Raw genomic sequence first — 13,996 nt, 5'->3', positions numbered from 1 at the left:
GCAAAGCGATGCCAAGCTGCCGCCTCAAAAATCCGACAAAGCTCCCTTTACTTGCTCATAGGTGACGAAGCCTCGGCATAGCGACGCTTCGGGATGCGACCCGCGAGTCGCGCTGCCCGGCCCGCCTCGACCGCTCCACGCATCGCCGCCGCCATGAGTTCGGGCCGCTGAGCCCTCGTGACCGCGGTCGCCAGCAGCACCGCGTCGCAGCCGAGCTCCATCGCCAGCGCCGCGTCGCTCGCCGTGCCGATGCCGGCGTCCAGGATCACCGGCACCGAGGCCGCCTCCACGATCAGCTCGATGTTGTGCGGGTTGCGGATGCCGAGGCCGGAGCCGATCGGAGCCCCGAGCGGCATGACCGCCGCGCACCCGGCCTGCTCCAGCCGGCGGGCGAGGGCCGGGTCGTCGCCGATGTACGGCAGGACCACGAAACCATCGGCCACCAGCCGCTCGGCCGCGTCGAACGTCTCGATGGGGTCCGGCAGCAGTGTCCGCTCGTCGGAGATGACCTCCAGCTTGACCCACGGCGTGCCGAGCGCCTCGCGGGCGAGCCGCGCGGTCAGCACGGCCTCGCCCGCCGTGTAGCACCCGGCGGTGTTCGGCAGCACCTTGATGTCCCTGCGGCGCAGCACGTCGAGCACCGAGCCCCGGGCGGCCGGGTCGAGCCGCCGCATGGCCACCGTGGTCAGCTCGGTGCCCGAGGCGACGAGCGCCTGGTCGAGCACCTCCAGGGACGGCGCGCCGCCCGTGCCCATGATCAGGCGTGAGGCGAACTTCTCTCCGCCGATGATGAGGTCATCCACCTTGCACCGCCGTGAGCACCTCGACCCGGTCGCGCTCGCTGAGCGGGGTCGTGTCCCATGCGCTCCGCCGTACGACCTCGTCGTTCACCGCCACGGCGATGCCGCTCGTCGCGCTCGTGAGCGCCTGTACGGCGTAGGCCACCGTAGCCCCGGGGGGCATGTCGTGCGCCTCGCCATTGATCATCACATTCATGCGTCTTCCTTGAACCGGCGGGGCGAGCACGCAAGGGCCAGGCCCTTGTCGCCGTCCCCGAAGAGCAGGTCGGCCGTCAGCGGGGCCAGCAGCACGCCGCCCCGGTGATGGCCCGTCGCCATGTGCAGGCCGGGCACCGCCGTCGGCCCGATCAGAGGGAGGTTGTCGGGGGTGCCGGGGCGCAGCCCGGCCACCGTGTCCGCGACCTCCAGTTCGGTGACGCCCGGCACGAGCTCGCGGGCGTCCCTGAGCAGTTCCCACAGCCCGCCCGCCGTCACCCGCGTGTCGAACCCCATTTCCTCCTGGGTCGCGCCGAGGACGACCTCGCCGTCGCCGCGCGGTACCAGGTAGACCGAGGATCCGTGCACGGTGCCGCGGACGGTGTGGGTGAGCAGGCGCGAGGGGTCGCGCAGCCGCATGATCTGGCCCTTGACCGGGCGCACGGGCGGCGCGACGCCGGGCGGCAGGCCGGGCAGTGAACCGCTCCAGGCCCCGCAGGCGATCACGGTCCGGGATGCGGTCAGCACGTCGCCGCCGGAAAGCCGTACGCCTTCGCCGGGCAGGACCTCGGCGGCGCGCCGCCGCAGCACGGGCACGCCGTGGCGGTCGAGGGCGGCCAGGAGGGCGGCGGCGGCCCGGCGGGGGTCCACCCACGCGTCGCCGCGGGCCAGCAGCCCGCCACGCACCGACGGCGCGAGCATGGGCTCCATGCGGCGGCATTCGCGGCCGGTGAGCCGGTCGAACGGCAGGCCGAGTTTGTCGAGGAACACCGAGAGGTCGTCCAGAGCGGCCATGTCGTCGGCGCCGAACGCCACGTCGAGGGTGCCGTCGGTGCGGTAGTCGAGGTTGTGGCCGCTGTCGGCGGAGAGCTCGGCGGCGAACGCCGGCCAGAGCGCCAGCGACGCGAGGCCGAGTCGCAGCAGCGGCTCCTCGGTGTAGGTCACCTCGCTGACCGGCGCGAGCATGCCGGCGGCAGCGTGGGTGGCGCCCCGCCCGGGGTCGGGGTCGACCACCGTGGCGGTGAGTCCGCGGCGGGCGGCCCGCCACGCGGCGGACAGTCCGATGATCCCGCCACCGAGGACGAGAACATCGGGAGATCGGGGGGAGGATGAGGGCATATGTAGTTCCGCTCCCTTCGCCGGCATGATCCGGATCAGGTTCGCTGGCGGTCGAAGGCCGTCGCAGCCTTCCTCTCAGCCCGGTGCGGCCGGACTCCCGCGCGTCGTTCCACACTCCAGACTACGACCACCCCAGAACGAATCGCACGGCACGGTCATCCCACCTGTGCGTGCGAATACCGACTTTTGTTACCTGACCGCCCGTTGGTGGGATGCGGGTTGGCAAATTAGGGTCGGGAAGTGTGAATCATGTCGTGGTGGTGGGCGCGGGTCTGGCCGGTGTGCGGAGCGCCGAGGCGCTGAGGGCGCGCGGTTTCCAGGGAAACATCACATTGATCGGGGAAGAGTCACATCGTCCCTACGATCGCCCTCCGCTGTCGAAGGCGGTGCTCCTCGGGGAGGCCGACTCGTCGCGGTGGGAATCCGATCTCGATGCCATGAACGTGAGACATCGCGCCGGCGTGGCCGCGAAGGGGCTGCGCGAGGGCACCGTGGAGACCACCGAGGGCGAGATCCTCTACGACGGGCTCGTCATCGCGACCGGCGCGACTCCGATCAGGCTGCGCGGCGAAGGCGACCAGCAGGTCCTGCGCACGATCGACGACGCGCTGAGGCTGCGCTCCAGGTTCGGGCCGGGGGTGCGCCTGGTGGTCGTCGGCGCCGGCTGGATCGGGGCCGAGGTGGCGACCGCGGCCCGCAGGGCCGGCTGCGAGGTCACCGTCGTCGAGGCGGGGCAGGCGCCGCTGTCGGTCGCGCTCGGCGCCGAGGCCGGCGCCCACACCGCGCCTTGGTACGCCGCGGCCGGCATCGACCTGGTCCTCGGCGAGCGGGTGGCCTCCGTCGACCCGGGCGGCGTCACCCTGGCCTCCGGCCGTACCCTTCACGCCGACGTGGTGGTGACCGGCGTCGGCGTACGGCCGGCCGTCGGATGGCTGGCCGGGTCGGGCCTCACGATCGAGGACGGCGTGGTCACCGACGAGCACCTCGCCACCTCGCTGCCCGGAGTGGTCGCGGTGGGCGACTGCGCGGCCTGGTGGTCCCGGCGCTTCCAGGCCCGGCTGCGCGTCGAGCACTGGGACAGCGCGCTCAACGCCCCCGAGGTCGCCGCGGCCACCCTGCTCGGTGAGGACGCGGTTTACGACCCCGTGCCGTACTTCTGGTCCGAGCAGTTCGGCCGCATGGTGCAATACGCCGGCTACCACGTCGGGGCCCGGCTCGTACGGCGCGGCGACCCCGAGCGCGACCCCAAGTGGGCGCTGTGCTGGCTGACCGGGGACGACCGCCTGGCCGCCCTGCTCACGGTGGACCGGCCCCGCGATCTCGTCCAGGGCCGGCGCATCGTCGAGAGCGGACAGCGGCTCGACGTCGACCGGATCACCGACCCCTCTATCACGCTCCGTGACTGCACGGTCGCCTGACCCGGTGACCTGGAAGGATTTGTCATGAAATGGGCCTCTGGACCGGCCCTCGGGGTGTTTGCTCGCGGCCACGATGTGGTAGTGGTGGGTTCGTGACGCTTTCTGTTGCGCAGATCGACCGTGAGACCGACCAGCTCGTGGGAGAGTGGCTCCCCCTGTCGGAGGTGGCGAAGAGGCTCGGGCTAAGCTCCGGGCGAACCAAGCAGCTCTTGAAGGACCGCAAGCTCATCGGCGTGCGGCGCGAGGGCGGCGAACCCCAGGTTCCCGCCGTCTTCCTCGCCGAAGACGACGTCGTCAAGGGCCTTCCGGGCACGCTCACCGTGCTCGCCGACGCGGGATTCGACGACGTCGAATCGCTACGCTGGCTGTTCACCCCCGACGACTCCCTGCCGGGAGCACCGGTGGAGGCGATCCTCGCGGGCCGCCACACCGAGGTCAAGCGCCGGGCCCAGGCCCTTGCGTTCTGACCCGCGCCCGGCGCTCTCCACGGCCCGTCTCTACCTCTGCACCGACGGCCGCCGCGACCGCGGCGACCTGGCCGAGTTCCTCGACGATGTCCTCGTCGGCGGCGTCGACATCGTGCAGCTACGTGAGAAGGGGCTGGAGGCCCGAGAGGAAATCGAGCTGCTGGAGGTCTTCCGGGACGCTTGCGACCGTCACGGCGCCCTGCTGGCCGTGAACGACCGGGCCGACGTGGCTTTCGCCGTACGGCCCGACATCCTGCACCTCGGCCAGGACGACCTGCCGGTTCCCGTGGCTCGCGAGATGCTCGGGCCCGGCATTCTGATCGGCCGCTCCACCCACTCCGAGGCCGAGGCGGCAGCCGCCGCCGAGGAACCCGGAGTGGACTACTACTGCTGCGGACCCGTGTGGCCCACCCCGACCAAGCCCGGACGGCACGCGCCGGGCCTCGGGCTGGTCAAGCACGCGGCCACGCTGCCCCCGCGCCCGTGGTTCGCCATCGGCGGCATCGATCTCGGCAACCTCGACGAGGTCCTCGCCCACGGGGCGGACCGGATCGTGGTCGTCCGGGCCATCACCGAAGCCGACGACCCCGGCGCCGCCGCCGCGGAGTTCGCTCGCCGCCTGGCGGCGGCCTCCGCCTGACCCCCGCCCGCTCCCTCCCTGGCCGTCCGGCAAGGACGGCCAGGGCCGTACGCGGCGCCTCGCGTCCGGCACCGCGTGTCAGGTGCCGCGCTCCAAGTGCCGCGTGTCAGGTCCTGCGGCTCGTGGCCGCCACCGCCAGATCCGCCAGCGCCGTCTGCGCCTCGGGAATGATCGGAGAGGCCGCTAGGGCGGCCAGCGCCTCGTCGAGATAGCGCTTGATCATGTCCTCGCAGTAGGCCGGCGCCCCGGTGTCGCGGATGATCTCGCGCAGCCGCTCCACCCCGTCGGCGTCCAGATCCGGATCACCGAGCAGTCGCCGTACGGCGTCGGCCTGCGCCGGGGACGCCCCGGCCAGTGTCCGCGCGATCAGCATCGTGCGCTTGCCCTCGCGCAGGTCGTCGCCGGCGGGCTTGCCCGTCTCGGCCGGGTCGCCGAACACGCCGAGCACGTCGTCGCGGAGCTGGAAGGCGATCCCGACCTTCTGCCCGAACCCCACGCACACCTCGTCGATCCACGGTTCCTGCGCCCTCGCGGCCAGCACGAGACCGAGCCGCAGCGGCTGCTCCACGGAGTATTTGCCGCTCTTGTGCAGCGCCACGCGCAGCGCGGACTCGAAGGTGCCCTCCCCGTGGGCCTGCTCCAGCAGGTCGAGGTACTGGCCGCACATCAGCTCGGTGCGCATGTGGTCGTGGACCGGGCGTGCCGCCGCGAGCGCCTCCTCGGGCAGGCCGCTCGTGCGCCACATCTCACCCGACCAGATCAGCATCGTGTTGCCGAGCAGGATCGCCGCGCCCTGGCCGAACTGCTCGGACGAGCCGTGCCATCCCGCCTTCTCGTGGAGGGCCTGGAAGCGCCGGTGCGCCGACGGCATGCCCCGGCGCAGATCGCTGGCGTCCATCACGTCGTCGTGGACGAGCGCGCTCGCCTGGAGCAGCTCCAGCGAGGCCGCGGCGGTGATCATCGCCGGGCGGTCCTCGCCTCCGGCGCCCCTCCAGCCCCAATAGCAGAACGCGGGTCTCAGGCGTTTGCCGCCGGCCAGGAACTCCTCCGCGGCCAGGAGCATGGGGGCGAGATCGGGAGACCAGAACTGGGGGCGTTGGCGGTCGACGAACTCCCGCAGGGATCGATCGACTCCTGCGCGGAGCTCGGCCATGGTGCCGATGGCTGCGGAAGTGGTCATGCCATGAGGTTAACGGCCGGTGAGTTACATTCCGATTGCGCGTCTACCGATAGTCCGTACGGCTTCCGCATGCATTGTCCGAAAGGTCCCATGACCTGGGAAAACGCGCCGGCGCGGCGCCCGGCTCCGCGAACCGGAATCGGTTTCACGTCCACGTGCCCGGGGCGCCGCGGATCGCGGCATCCGGGCTTCACGTCCCGTGCCCCATGCCGCCCGCCCTCCCGGCCCGGCGCGCCGGGCCGCGAAGGTCACCCCCCGGGGCACGCGGAGGCCCTGTAGCCTTGGAGGCATGGCTTTGGGACGCCCCTCGATGATCCCCGATCGCGTGCCGACCGTGCGCGAGATGCTCGCGTCCGGTGATCGCACGTTCTCTTTCGAGTTCTTCCCTCCGAAGACCGACGAGGGCGAGCGCAACCTCTGGCGGGCGATCCGCGAGCTTGAGGCGCTGAGCCCGACGTTCGTCTCGGTCACCTACGGCGCGGGCGGCTCCACCCGCGACCGCACCGTCGGCGTCGTCGAGCGCATCGCCCACTCGACCACCCTCACCCCCGTCGCCCACTTCACGGCGGTCGACCACTCCGTCCGCGAGCTGCGCCACCTCATCGGCCGCTTCGCCGACGCCGGGGTGCGCAACATCCTCGCGGTGCGCGGCGACCCGCCCGGCGACCCCATGGGCGAGTGGCTCCGCCACCCCGAGGGGGTCCTCTACGCCGAGGACCTCGTCCGCCTGATCAGGCAGTCGGGCGACTTCTGCGTGGGCGTCGCGGCCTTCCCGTACAAGCATCCGCGTTCGACGTCCATCGAGTCGGACACCGATTACTTCGTCCGCAAGTGCAGGGCCGGGGCCGACTACGCGATCACCCAGATGTTCTTCCGCGCCGAGGACTACCTGCGGCTCCGCGACCGCGTCGCGGCCAAGGGGTGCGACACGCCGATCATCCCCGGTCTGATGCCCGTCACCCAGATGAGCACGATCGCCCGCTCCGAGCAGCTCTCGGGGGCGCCCTTCCCAGATGATGTGGCCAAGCGCTTCGAGGCCGTCGCCCACGACCCCGTCGCGGTCAGGCGGCTCGGCATCGAGCACGCCGCCGAGCTGTCCCAGACCCTCCTCAACGAGGGGGCGCCGGGCCTCCACTTCATCACCTTCAACAAGTCGAGCGCGACCCGCGAGGTGTTCCAGCGCATCCAGCCGGTGCCCGCCAAGGCGGGTTGACGGCGCGGCTGACGGCCCTTCGACCCGGCCGCCCTCGCCGATCCGCCGCCTGAGCCCGTGTGCGGGGCCTCGTGCCCGCCACGGGCGGCGCTCACGCGTCGGCCCGACTCACGCGCCGGCCTGGCTCATGCGCACCGTGGCCAGGGCGTCATGGAGGGCGTCGAGCTGCGCGGGCGACAGGTGGTCGGCGAAGGCCCGCTCCACCACGTCCGCGTTGGTCCTGACGGCCTGGCGGAGCAGCTTGCGCCCGGCCGGCGTGACACGCACCTCCACTCCGCGCTGGTCCTCGGGGCACGGGATGCGCTCGACGAGCCCCCGCTGCTCAAGCCGGTCGCAGAGCCTGCTCACCGCGCTCTGGCTCAGCACGACCCGCTTTTTCAGGTCGACCAGCCGCGTACCCTCCGCAGGGATGTTGACCAGGGCGTCGAACTCGCTGAGCGACAACCGGTGGCGCTGCTGCAACTCGGTCTCGATCTCGCGGAGCACGAAGACGTGCGTCTCCATCAAGGAGCGCCAGACCGCGACCTTGAAGCCGCGCGGGCTGGTCGTCGTCTCGCCGGGCATCGTAGTCCTCCACTTTCCGGACAGGTTTCCGACGACATGGTCTCGCACCGGGGACCGCCCCGCGGCCACTGTCCTGTTGACTGCCATCGTGCCCGATGGGGGGCATGCGTGAGCCCGGGAAGCCCCCGCGGCATCCCGGGCTCACACGCTTTGGGTCAGGAAGCCGCGCCGCCGGCGGAGGCGTGGCTCGCCACCACCGCGCCGTAGAACGGCATGGCCAGCTCACTGAAGATGCCTGCGGTGCCGGGGCCGGCCGGGGTCTTCCAGTCTCGCAGAAGCTCGGAGATCACGCCGACCGTGCTGTTCAGCACCACGCCCGCCTGCTGGAGGCGCGCCATCGAGGTCTCACGCGCCAGGACGTTGGTCGTGCCCGAGGCGTCGATGATGGCATGCACGCTGTAGCCGCGCGCCCGCGCCGACAGCGAGGGGAACATCAGGCAGACGTCGGTGATGACACCGGCGATGATGAGGTTGGTCGCGCCCGTGGCGCGGACGGCCTCCTCGAAGCGCGGGTCGTCGAACGCGTCCACCTCACCGCTGCGGTGGATGATCGGCGTGCCCTCGGGGAGCTCGGCGACCAGTTCCGGCAGGAGCGGGCCGTTGGGGCCGGTGGGAGCCGAGGTCGTGGCGATGACCGGGATGCCGTAGACCTTGCCCGTGCGGGCGAGGGCCTGCGCCTTGCGGCGGACCTCGTTCTGGTCGTGGTCCTGGACTCCGAGAATCAGACCGGTCTGGTGGTCCACCAGCAGGATCGCGGTGTTGTCTGCCGTGAGGCGGTTGGTGGCGTAGTCGTACTCGGTTGCCATGATGATTCCTGCCCTTAATAACGTCTCTGACGTGCTCTGACGCATCCATTTTGATGCGTGCGCATGCACTATAACAACCGAGTGCCCCGTTTGTTCCCGGGCTGGGCGCGCGAAGGGCGTGTGACAGCCGTCACACGCCCGTCGCTCCCGGCCCGCGCTCTGCGTGGTTACCGCTCGCCCCGCCCGGCCGCCGCGTGGCTCGCGCTCACCGCGCCGTAGAACGGCATCGCCAGCCGGCCGAAGATCTCCGCGGTCCCCGGCCCGCCGGGGGTCTTCCAGTCGCGCAGCAGCTCCGACAGCACGGCCACGGTCGAGTTGACGACGACACCCGCCGCGGCCAGCCGTACGATCGACGTCTCGCGGGCGAGCTTGTTCGTGGTGCCCGAGGCGTCGATCACGGCGTGCACGTTGTAGCCGCGCGCCCGCGCCGACAGCGAGGCGAACATCAGGCACACGTCGGTGATGACGCCGGCGATGACCAGGTTGGGCCGGTCCGCCGCGCGGACGGCGTCGTCGAACCTCGGGTCGTCGAACGCGTCCACCTCTCCCGTGCGGTGGATGATCGGTGTTCCCTCGGGGAGGTCGGCGACCAGTTCCGGAAGCAGTGGCCCGTTGGGGCCCGTCTGCGCCGACGACGACGCCACGACCGGGACCCCGAAGACCTTCCCGGCCCGGGCCAGTGCCAGCGCGTTGCGGCTGAGCTCGTTCTGGTCGTGATCCTGCACCCCGACGATGAGGCCGGTCTGGTGGTCGACCAGCAGGGTCGCCGTATTGTCCGGGCTGAGACGGTGGGTCGGGTAGTCGTATTCCGCGGCCATGGCTTCCTCCGTAAAGAACATGAGGCTTCCTTATGGCCATTGTTGCTTTGATCAGCCTATTTATCTAATTTTGGTTGTGTGTGCACGCATCTAATGTCCCATGCGGAATATCGGGGGCGGTGGTCAGAGCGTGCAGGAGCCATGGGGGAGATTGGGGGACGTAGGCGCCGGCAGCGGAAGTGTGCGGCCGACGATCGCGTACAGCTCATGGCCGCCGGGAAAGGTGTACCGGCTCAACAGGTCGGTGAAACCGAGGCTGCGGTAGAGGTGCCGGGCGGCGGTCGGCTGATCGTGCGTGGAAAGCACGGCGGTGCGCTCCTTGCGGCCCTCGCAGAGCGCGTAGATCATGCTTCGGCCGATGCCCTTGCCCTGGAAATCGGGGTGAACGTGGATCTCCGCGAGCTCCAAAGGGTCGTCGAACCACTCGTAGGCGCTCTCCTCGCCCAGCAGCTCGACCACGGAGCGGCTGATCACGTCGTGCCACCACTGGCCGGGCGCCCCGTGGAACCCATACGCGAAGCCGACCGGCGTCCTGTCGGGCAGCTCGGCGAGAACGCATGTGAAATCGGGATAGGCGGAGTGATTGCGCATGATGCACTTGCGCCCCGAGATCTGATCGGTCGGAGGGCGCATCGCCGCACTGTAAATGTAGATCACCGACCCCAGGCGAGCGGTGAACTCATCGGCGCCCACGTGCCGCAGTCCGATCACTCACCGCACACTAGCAGTGCCCGTTTCACCTCACATCCCGCGCCCCGCGCTGTTTGGTACAGCTCCGCCGGGATCTCACCTGTTCCATGAAGAAAGCCGCTCTACGGTCACATATTGGGCTATGTCATGACATTTATGGGTGTGTGTGGTGGGCCTTATCCGGCCAGGGGGATGTGCGGTTGGGGAGCGTGCCGGTGCGGGACGCCCAGCAGGGTCTCGACCAAGGTCACGAACGTGTCGGCCTGGATCGCGAGCTCGTCGGCGTCGGCCGCGCTCACCGTGCGGACCAGGCCGGCCTCGGCCGCCGCCCGCTTCGCGGCGCTCGCCGCGAAGTAGACCGCCCAGTCGGCGAGCTGGGGCTCGGCCTGCGGCAGCAGCTCCCAGGCGCTCTGCAGCCTTCTTCGCCGCCCTTCCATGGGGCGCGGGCGCGCCGCCAGCACCGCCGCGGCGGCTCGCAGCGCCGCCATGTGCGCGGCGACATAGCGCCCAGCCGGTGTGCGCGCCGTCGCCGTCTCGGCGAGCCGCGCATGCGCGTCGGCGAGGTGCGCCCGGACCTTCGACGCGAGCGGAGCCGACGGCCTCGGCTCGGGTGCGTGCGCCGTGCCACTGGGGGGTGGCGTGGGGGCGGAGGCCGTGAAGGGGCGGTGGCCTGTGGCGGGATGGGGTGTCCGGTGTGGGTCGCTGAGCCTGGGCATCGTGCTTCGGCCTCCTTGGGTCGCCTGGAACCCCGGCGAGGGCTCCGCCGCTGAGCCCAGCGTGGCAGACCCCACCGACAGTTTTCCGGGCGTGCCGGACGAGGAGCTTCCCCTCTCCCCGTCCGGCTGGACATGGCCGGATCGTCTCCGCCGACGACGAGGACATGTCACCGCCCGTGGAGCCGCCCGGCAGGCCGGCCCCCATGGGTGAGGCGGCCCGCCGGGCACTCCCATGGACGTGAGCCGCGAGTCTCACGTCACGCTATCGAACATAGTTTCGATATAGGGGCCATGTCAACATATGTGCGAACAGAGATTCGATATGTTGCCCAATGGGGAGTTTGTGTCTCAAGGTCGGGCGGCATACGACGGCGTGGCGAGTCCGTGGTGGAGCCGGATGCTGCCGGGCCGTTCACGGCGAAGGCCCTGGGAGCGATGTCCCAGGGCCTTCAGGGGGATCGATAGGTGCCGGCGCGGCCGGGCCGGGGCTGTCAGCGGCGGAATGCGCCTCGGACGTGGACGGGGACACCGGTGCCGAGGAGGCCGGGCAGGACTTTGGCGATGTGCATGGGCAGGCGGACGCAGCCGTGGGAGGCGGGGGCGAGTGGGACCGAGAGGGCTCCGTGGAAGGCGATGCCTCCGTTGAAGAAGATCGGGTTGTAGAGCTCGCCGAGGTAGGACTTGTGCCAGCCCGACCGGCGCCAAGTGGTTTTGTAGTTGCCGGTGGGGGTTCGGGCGCTGCCGCAGAACTTCTGGGTCTTGCCCTGCCATTCGGTCGTCTCGCAGTAGGGGATGCCGCTGCCGGAGGAGATGTGGCTGATCAGCCGCACCTCGCCGCGCCGGTAGAGGACCACGACCTGCTTGGTGAGGTCGACCTCGGCCCGGTCGGGTCGGCCGCGGGGGGCGAGCACCTTCGGGGTCGCGGGGTCTTCGAGGGCTTTCCAGGTGGCGGAGCCGACGGCTCCGGTCTGGGTCGGGCGGATGCCGTTGATCTTCTGGAAGGCCCAGACGGCGCTCTGGGTGGCTCCGCCGTACCGGCCGTCGATCGTGCCGGGGCTGTAGCCGAGGTCCTTCAGGCGCCGCTGGAGGGTGCTGACGGCAGTGCCCTTGGAACCGACGGCGAGTCTCTTGCCGGGCGTTTTGAACGTTCCACGGATGGCTCCCCCCGAGGCGGGGGCTGCGGTGTCGCGTAAAAGGCCGGTCGTCGCCGTACCGGCCGTACCGGTCGTCGGTGTACCGGCCGTCGCCGTACTGGTCGTCGGTGTCGTGGTGACGGCGGCGGTGCGGGACGCCGCCGAGTGGACCGGGCCTGCCGTGTCAGAGCCTGTGGCGCAGCCGCTGACGAGTACGGCGCCCGCCGTGATGAGAGCGGCCACCATGGGCCGCCGAACTACCCCCACCTAAAACCATCCCCTCAATTTCGCCAGACTTGAGTCAAGGACATTAGCGTAGAAGCAACGCAATCCCTGACTTACTCTCTTGAAAGTAACCAATCGCTTATGTTCGTCAAACTCTTTAGAGTGGGCGGATGCCAGAAAAGTTCCATCCGAATGCCGTGAAAGTCGCCGAAGCCCTGCGGGCGCTCAACGCGCCCGGGGAGATCGTGGTCCTGCCGGATTCGGCCCCCACCGCGGAGGCCGCCGCAGCGCAGCTTGGCTGTGAGATCGGGGCGATCGCCAATAGTTTGATCTTCAACGCCGACGGTGCGCCGCTGCTGGTGTTGACCAGCGGCGCACACCGGGTGAACACCGCGCTCATCGCCCGGACGATCGGGGCGGAGTCCGTCAGACGGGCGACGCCGGAGTTCGTGAGGGAGGCCACCGGCCAGCCCATCGGCGGGGTCGCGCCGGTGGGCCACCCCGCCCCGGTGCGGACGCTCGTGGACCGGTGGCTCGGCAAGTACGACGCGGTGTGGGCGGCCGGCGGCCACCCGCACACGGTGTTCCAGACGTCTTTCGATGAGTTGGTGCGGATTACCGGTGGAATGCCCGTCAATGTGGAGTAGGTGGAGTAAGGGGGTGGAGTTAAGCGTCGAGTAAAGCCGGAGGGCCCGGAGCAGGGGGAGACGGGCGCACGCGTACGGACCATGAAGATCATGTGGAACGGGACCATGGGCCATGGGATCCGCCGGCCCGGTCAGCTCGGGGTGCGGCGGCGGAGCAGGAGCATGGCGGCGTCGTCCCCGAGCGGCCTGCCGACGTGGCGCAGCAGGTCGGCCCGCAGAGCGTCGAGGGCGGCCTGCGGGTCGGGCCCTTCGAGCAGATGCGTTCTCGCGGTCAGCGGGTAGAACCGCTGGAACGGGTCGCGGGCCTCGATGACGCCGTCGGTGTAGAAGAGGATCTGGTCGCCGGGCGCGAAGGGCACCCGGTAGGGCACCGGCGGTTCGGGCTCCAGCGAGAGCAGTCCGAGCGGCGGGGCCTCCTCGGGCGGTTCGGCGAGGAAGTGGGCGCCGTCCCCGGTGAGCACGAGAGGGCCGGGGTGGCCGCAGTTGACCATGGCGATCTCCTTCTCGTCGATCACCTCGGCCAGGACGACGGTCACGAACTGCTCCCCGGACAGGTGTCTGGCCAGGGCCTTCTCCAGGCGCGCGACGACACCGGGAAGCTCGGCCTCGTCGTGGGCGGCCTCTCGGAACGCGCCAAGGACGACCGCGGCGGTCTCGACCGCCTCAAGGCCCTTGCCCTGGACATCGCCCACGATGATGCGCACGCCGCCGGTGGGCCGGGTCACGACCTCGTACAGGTCGCCGCCGATCCGGGCCTCGGCCGCCGCCGAGGTGTAGGAGACGGCCATGCCGATGCCGGGGCCGGCGCGGCGGGGGACCGGGCGGAGCAGGACGCGCTGCGCCGCCTCGGCGACGGACGTCACGTCGGCGAGGCGGCGTTCGTATCTCATGCGTCCGGCGCTGGCCAGGGCGCTGGCCACGGTGACGCCGACGATCGCGCCGAGGGTCACGTTGGTGCGTACGGTGCCCAGGCTGTCGTTGTAGACGCCGAGCAGCAGGCAGAGCGTGACCGCGATGGTGCCGATCAGGGCGGTCGTACGGATCTCGCAGGCGACGCTGGCGAAGGCGGGGCCGAGGGCGAGGAGGGGGAGGAGGCCGACGCCGGAGTCGGTCAGCAGCTCGGCGAGGCCGACCCCGGCCATCATGGCGAAAGGGAGGACTTTCAGCAGGCCATCGGCCCTGCCGCGGGCCGCGGCGTCGACCACGGCGACAAGGCCCTCGGGCCTGCCTGGTCCGCCCTGGGCTCGCGTATTGAAGTCCTCGTGCTCCGCGGACACGCGCACCTCGTGTGGAGGAGTGGTGCGTGCGGTTGCGGAGTCCCCCTCGCCATTGCCTGTGGTCATGGCCACCAAAATTCTTGAATCC

At 70.6% G+C, this 13,996-nt stretch carries 16 protein-coding genes and 1 riboswitch; of the genes, 5 read left to right on the top strand and 11 right to left on the bottom strand.

Annotated features, from left to right (window positions below; genetic code table 11):
• Positions 1-47: 47 nt before the first annotated feature.
• From BLQ73_RS10955 to thiO, 3 genes are all read right to left on the bottom strand, one after another.
• The gene (locus BLQ73_RS10955) at positions 48-803 is read right to left on the bottom strand and encodes a thiazole synthase (RefSeq protein ID WP_093170277.1); all 756 of its coding nucleotides are present in this window, start codon (positions 801-803) and stop codon (positions 48-50) included.
• On the bottom strand, positions 796-996 hold the full coding sequence (gene thiS, locus BLQ73_RS10950) for a sulfur carrier protein ThiS (RefSeq protein WP_093170276.1): 201 nt from the start codon (positions 994-996) through the stop codon (positions 796-798). Before thiS ends, BLQ73_RS10955 begins: the two co-directional genes overlap by 8 nt.
• Positions 993-2,114, bottom strand: a complete 1,122-nt coding sequence (gene thiO / locus BLQ73_RS10945; RefSeq protein WP_093170275.1) for a glycine oxidase ThiO — start codon at positions 2,112-2,114, stop codon at positions 993-995. The genes thiS and thiO overlap by 4 nt, the downstream gene beginning before the upstream one ends.
• Positions 2,110-2,225, bottom strand: a riboswitch (TPP riboswitch). (Overlaps the previous gene by 5 nt.)
• Before the next feature lie 131 nt (positions 2,226-2,356).
• Between thiO and BLQ73_RS10940 the strand changes: the two genes are divergently transcribed.
• The 3 genes from BLQ73_RS10940 (at position 2,357) to thiE (ending at position 4,639) form a co-directional block, all read left to right on the top strand.
• The gene (locus tag BLQ73_RS10940) at positions 2,357-3,532 is read left to right on the top strand and encodes an NAD(P)/FAD-dependent oxidoreductase (RefSeq protein WP_245690985.1); all 1,176 of its coding nucleotides are present in this window, start codon (positions 2,357-2,359) and stop codon (positions 3,530-3,532) included.
• Between the two features lie 92 nt (positions 3,533-3,624).
• Positions 3,625-3,999: an Rv2175c family DNA-binding protein gene (locus tag BLQ73_RS10935; RefSeq protein ID WP_093170273.1), complete on the top strand. Its 375-nt coding sequence runs from the start codon at positions 3,625-3,627 to the stop codon at positions 3,997-3,999.
• A complete protein-coding gene (thiE, locus tag BLQ73_RS10930; RefSeq protein WP_093170272.1) occupies positions 3,989-4,639 on the top strand; it encodes a thiamine phosphate synthase in 651 nt (216 codons plus the stop codon). Before BLQ73_RS10935 ends, thiE begins: the two co-directional genes overlap by 11 nt.
• Before the next feature lie 106 nt (positions 4,640-4,745).
• Here thiE and BLQ73_RS10925 read toward each other — a convergent pair whose 3' ends face one another.
• Positions 4,746-5,819 (bottom strand): polyprenyl synthetase family protein, encoded by a 1,074-nt coding sequence (locus BLQ73_RS10925; RefSeq protein WP_093170271.1) that lies wholly within the window; start codon positions 5,817-5,819, stop codon positions 4,746-4,748.
• 289 nt (positions 5,820-6,108) lie between these two features.
• Here BLQ73_RS10925 and metF point away from each other — a divergent pair, with 289 nt between their 5' ends.
• Complete coding sequence (gene metF / locus BLQ73_RS10920) at positions 6,109-7,032, top strand: methylenetetrahydrofolate reductase [NAD(P)H] (protein ID WP_093170270.1); 924 nt, start codon at positions 6,109-6,111, stop codon at positions 7,030-7,032.
• A 108-nt stretch (positions 7,033-7,140) separates the two neighbouring features.
• Here the strand turns inward: metF and BLQ73_RS10915 are convergent, their stop codons facing one another.
• The 6 genes from BLQ73_RS10915 to BLQ73_RS10890 form a co-directional block, all read right to left on the bottom strand.
• Complete coding sequence (locus BLQ73_RS10915) at positions 7,141-7,596, bottom strand: MarR family winged helix-turn-helix transcriptional regulator (protein ID WP_218125742.1); 456 nt, start codon at positions 7,594-7,596, stop codon at positions 7,141-7,143.
• A 155-nt stretch (positions 7,597-7,751) separates the two neighbouring features.
• Positions 7,752-8,402, bottom strand: coding sequence for an isochorismatase family protein (locus BLQ73_RS10910; protein ID WP_093170269.1), 651 nt, complete (start codon positions 8,400-8,402; stop codon positions 7,752-7,754).
• A 167-nt stretch (positions 8,403-8,569) separates the two neighbouring features.
• Positions 8,570-9,241: an isochorismatase family protein gene (locus BLQ73_RS10905; RefSeq protein ID WP_218125741.1), complete on the bottom strand. Its 672-nt coding sequence runs from the start codon at positions 9,239-9,241 to the stop codon at positions 8,570-8,572.
• Between the two features lie 102 nt (positions 9,242-9,343).
• On the bottom strand, positions 9,344-9,931 hold the full coding sequence (locus BLQ73_RS10900; protein WP_245690984.1) for a GNAT family N-acetyltransferase: 588 nt from the start codon (positions 9,929-9,931) through the stop codon (positions 9,344-9,346).
• A gap of 155 nt (positions 9,932-10,086) precedes the next feature.
• Complete coding sequence (locus BLQ73_RS10895; protein ID WP_176955369.1) at positions 10,087-10,626, bottom strand: SAV_6107 family HEPN domain-containing protein; 540 nt, start codon at positions 10,624-10,626, stop codon at positions 10,087-10,089.
• Positions 10,627-11,117: 491 nt separating this feature from the next.
• Positions 11,118-12,026: a L,D-transpeptidase family protein gene (locus BLQ73_RS10890; RefSeq protein ID WP_245690983.1), complete on the bottom strand. Its 909-nt coding sequence runs from the start codon at positions 12,024-12,026 to the stop codon at positions 11,118-11,120.
• Between the two features lie 128 nt (positions 12,027-12,154).
• On the opposite strand from BLQ73_RS10890, the gene BLQ73_RS10885 reads away from it, so the two are divergent.
• Entirely contained in the window at positions 12,155-12,631 is a 477-nt protein-coding gene (locus BLQ73_RS10885; RefSeq protein WP_093170267.1) for a YbaK/EbsC family protein, read from the top strand.
• A gap of 131 nt (positions 12,632-12,762) precedes the next feature.
• On the opposite strand, the gene BLQ73_RS10880 is transcribed toward BLQ73_RS10885, so the two are convergent.
• The gene (locus BLQ73_RS10880) at positions 12,763-13,974 is read right to left on the bottom strand and encodes a PP2C family protein-serine/threonine phosphatase (RefSeq protein ID WP_093170266.1); all 1,212 of its coding nucleotides are present in this window, start codon (positions 13,972-13,974) and stop codon (positions 12,763-12,765) included.
• Positions 13,975-13,996: the final 22 nt, after the last annotated feature.

The organism is Sinosporangium album, assembly GCF_900100605.1.
GTDB lineage: Bacteria > Actinomycetota > Actinomycetes > Streptosporangiales > Streptosporangiaceae > Sinosporangium > Sinosporangium album.
Note: the sequence above shows the minus strand (reverse complement) of the source record. Positions and strands in the feature narration are given on the sequence as shown.

Coding starts and splice junctions, on each gene's coding strand:
- thiS (WP_093170276.1), bottom strand. CDS start 996: ATGAATGTGATGATCAATGGCGAGGCGCACGACATGCCCCCCGGGGCT.
- thiO (WP_093170275.1), bottom strand. CDS start 2,114: ATGCCCTCATCCTCCCCCCGATCTCCCGATGTTCTCGTCCTCGGTGGC.
- BLQ73_RS10925 (WP_093170271.1), bottom strand. CDS start 5,819: ATGACCACTTCCGCAGCCATCGGCACCATGGCCGAGCTCCGCGCAGGA.
- metF (WP_093170270.1), top strand. CDS start 6,109: ATGGCTTTGGGACGCCCCTCGATGATCCCCGATCGCGTGCCGACCGTG.
- BLQ73_RS10915 (WP_218125742.1), bottom strand. CDS start 7,596: ATGCCCGGCGAGACGACGACCAGCCCGCGCGGCTTCAAGGTCGCGGTC.
- BLQ73_RS10910 (WP_093170269.1), bottom strand. CDS start 8,402: ATGGCAACCGAGTACGACTACGCCACCAACCGCCTCACGGCAGACAAC.
- BLQ73_RS10905 (WP_218125741.1), bottom strand. CDS start 9,241: ATGTTCTTTACGGAGGAAGCCATGGCCGCGGAATACGACTACCCGACC.
- BLQ73_RS10895 (WP_176955369.1), bottom strand. CDS start 10,626: ATGCCCAGGCTCAGCGACCCACACCGGACACCCCATCCCGCCACAGGC.
- BLQ73_RS10885 (WP_093170267.1), top strand. CDS start 12,155: ATGCCAGAAAAGTTCCATCCGAATGCCGTGAAAGTCGCCGAAGCCCTG.
- BLQ73_RS10880 (WP_093170266.1), bottom strand. CDS start 13,974: ATGACCACAGGCAATGGCGAGGGGGACTCCGCAACCGCACGCACCACT.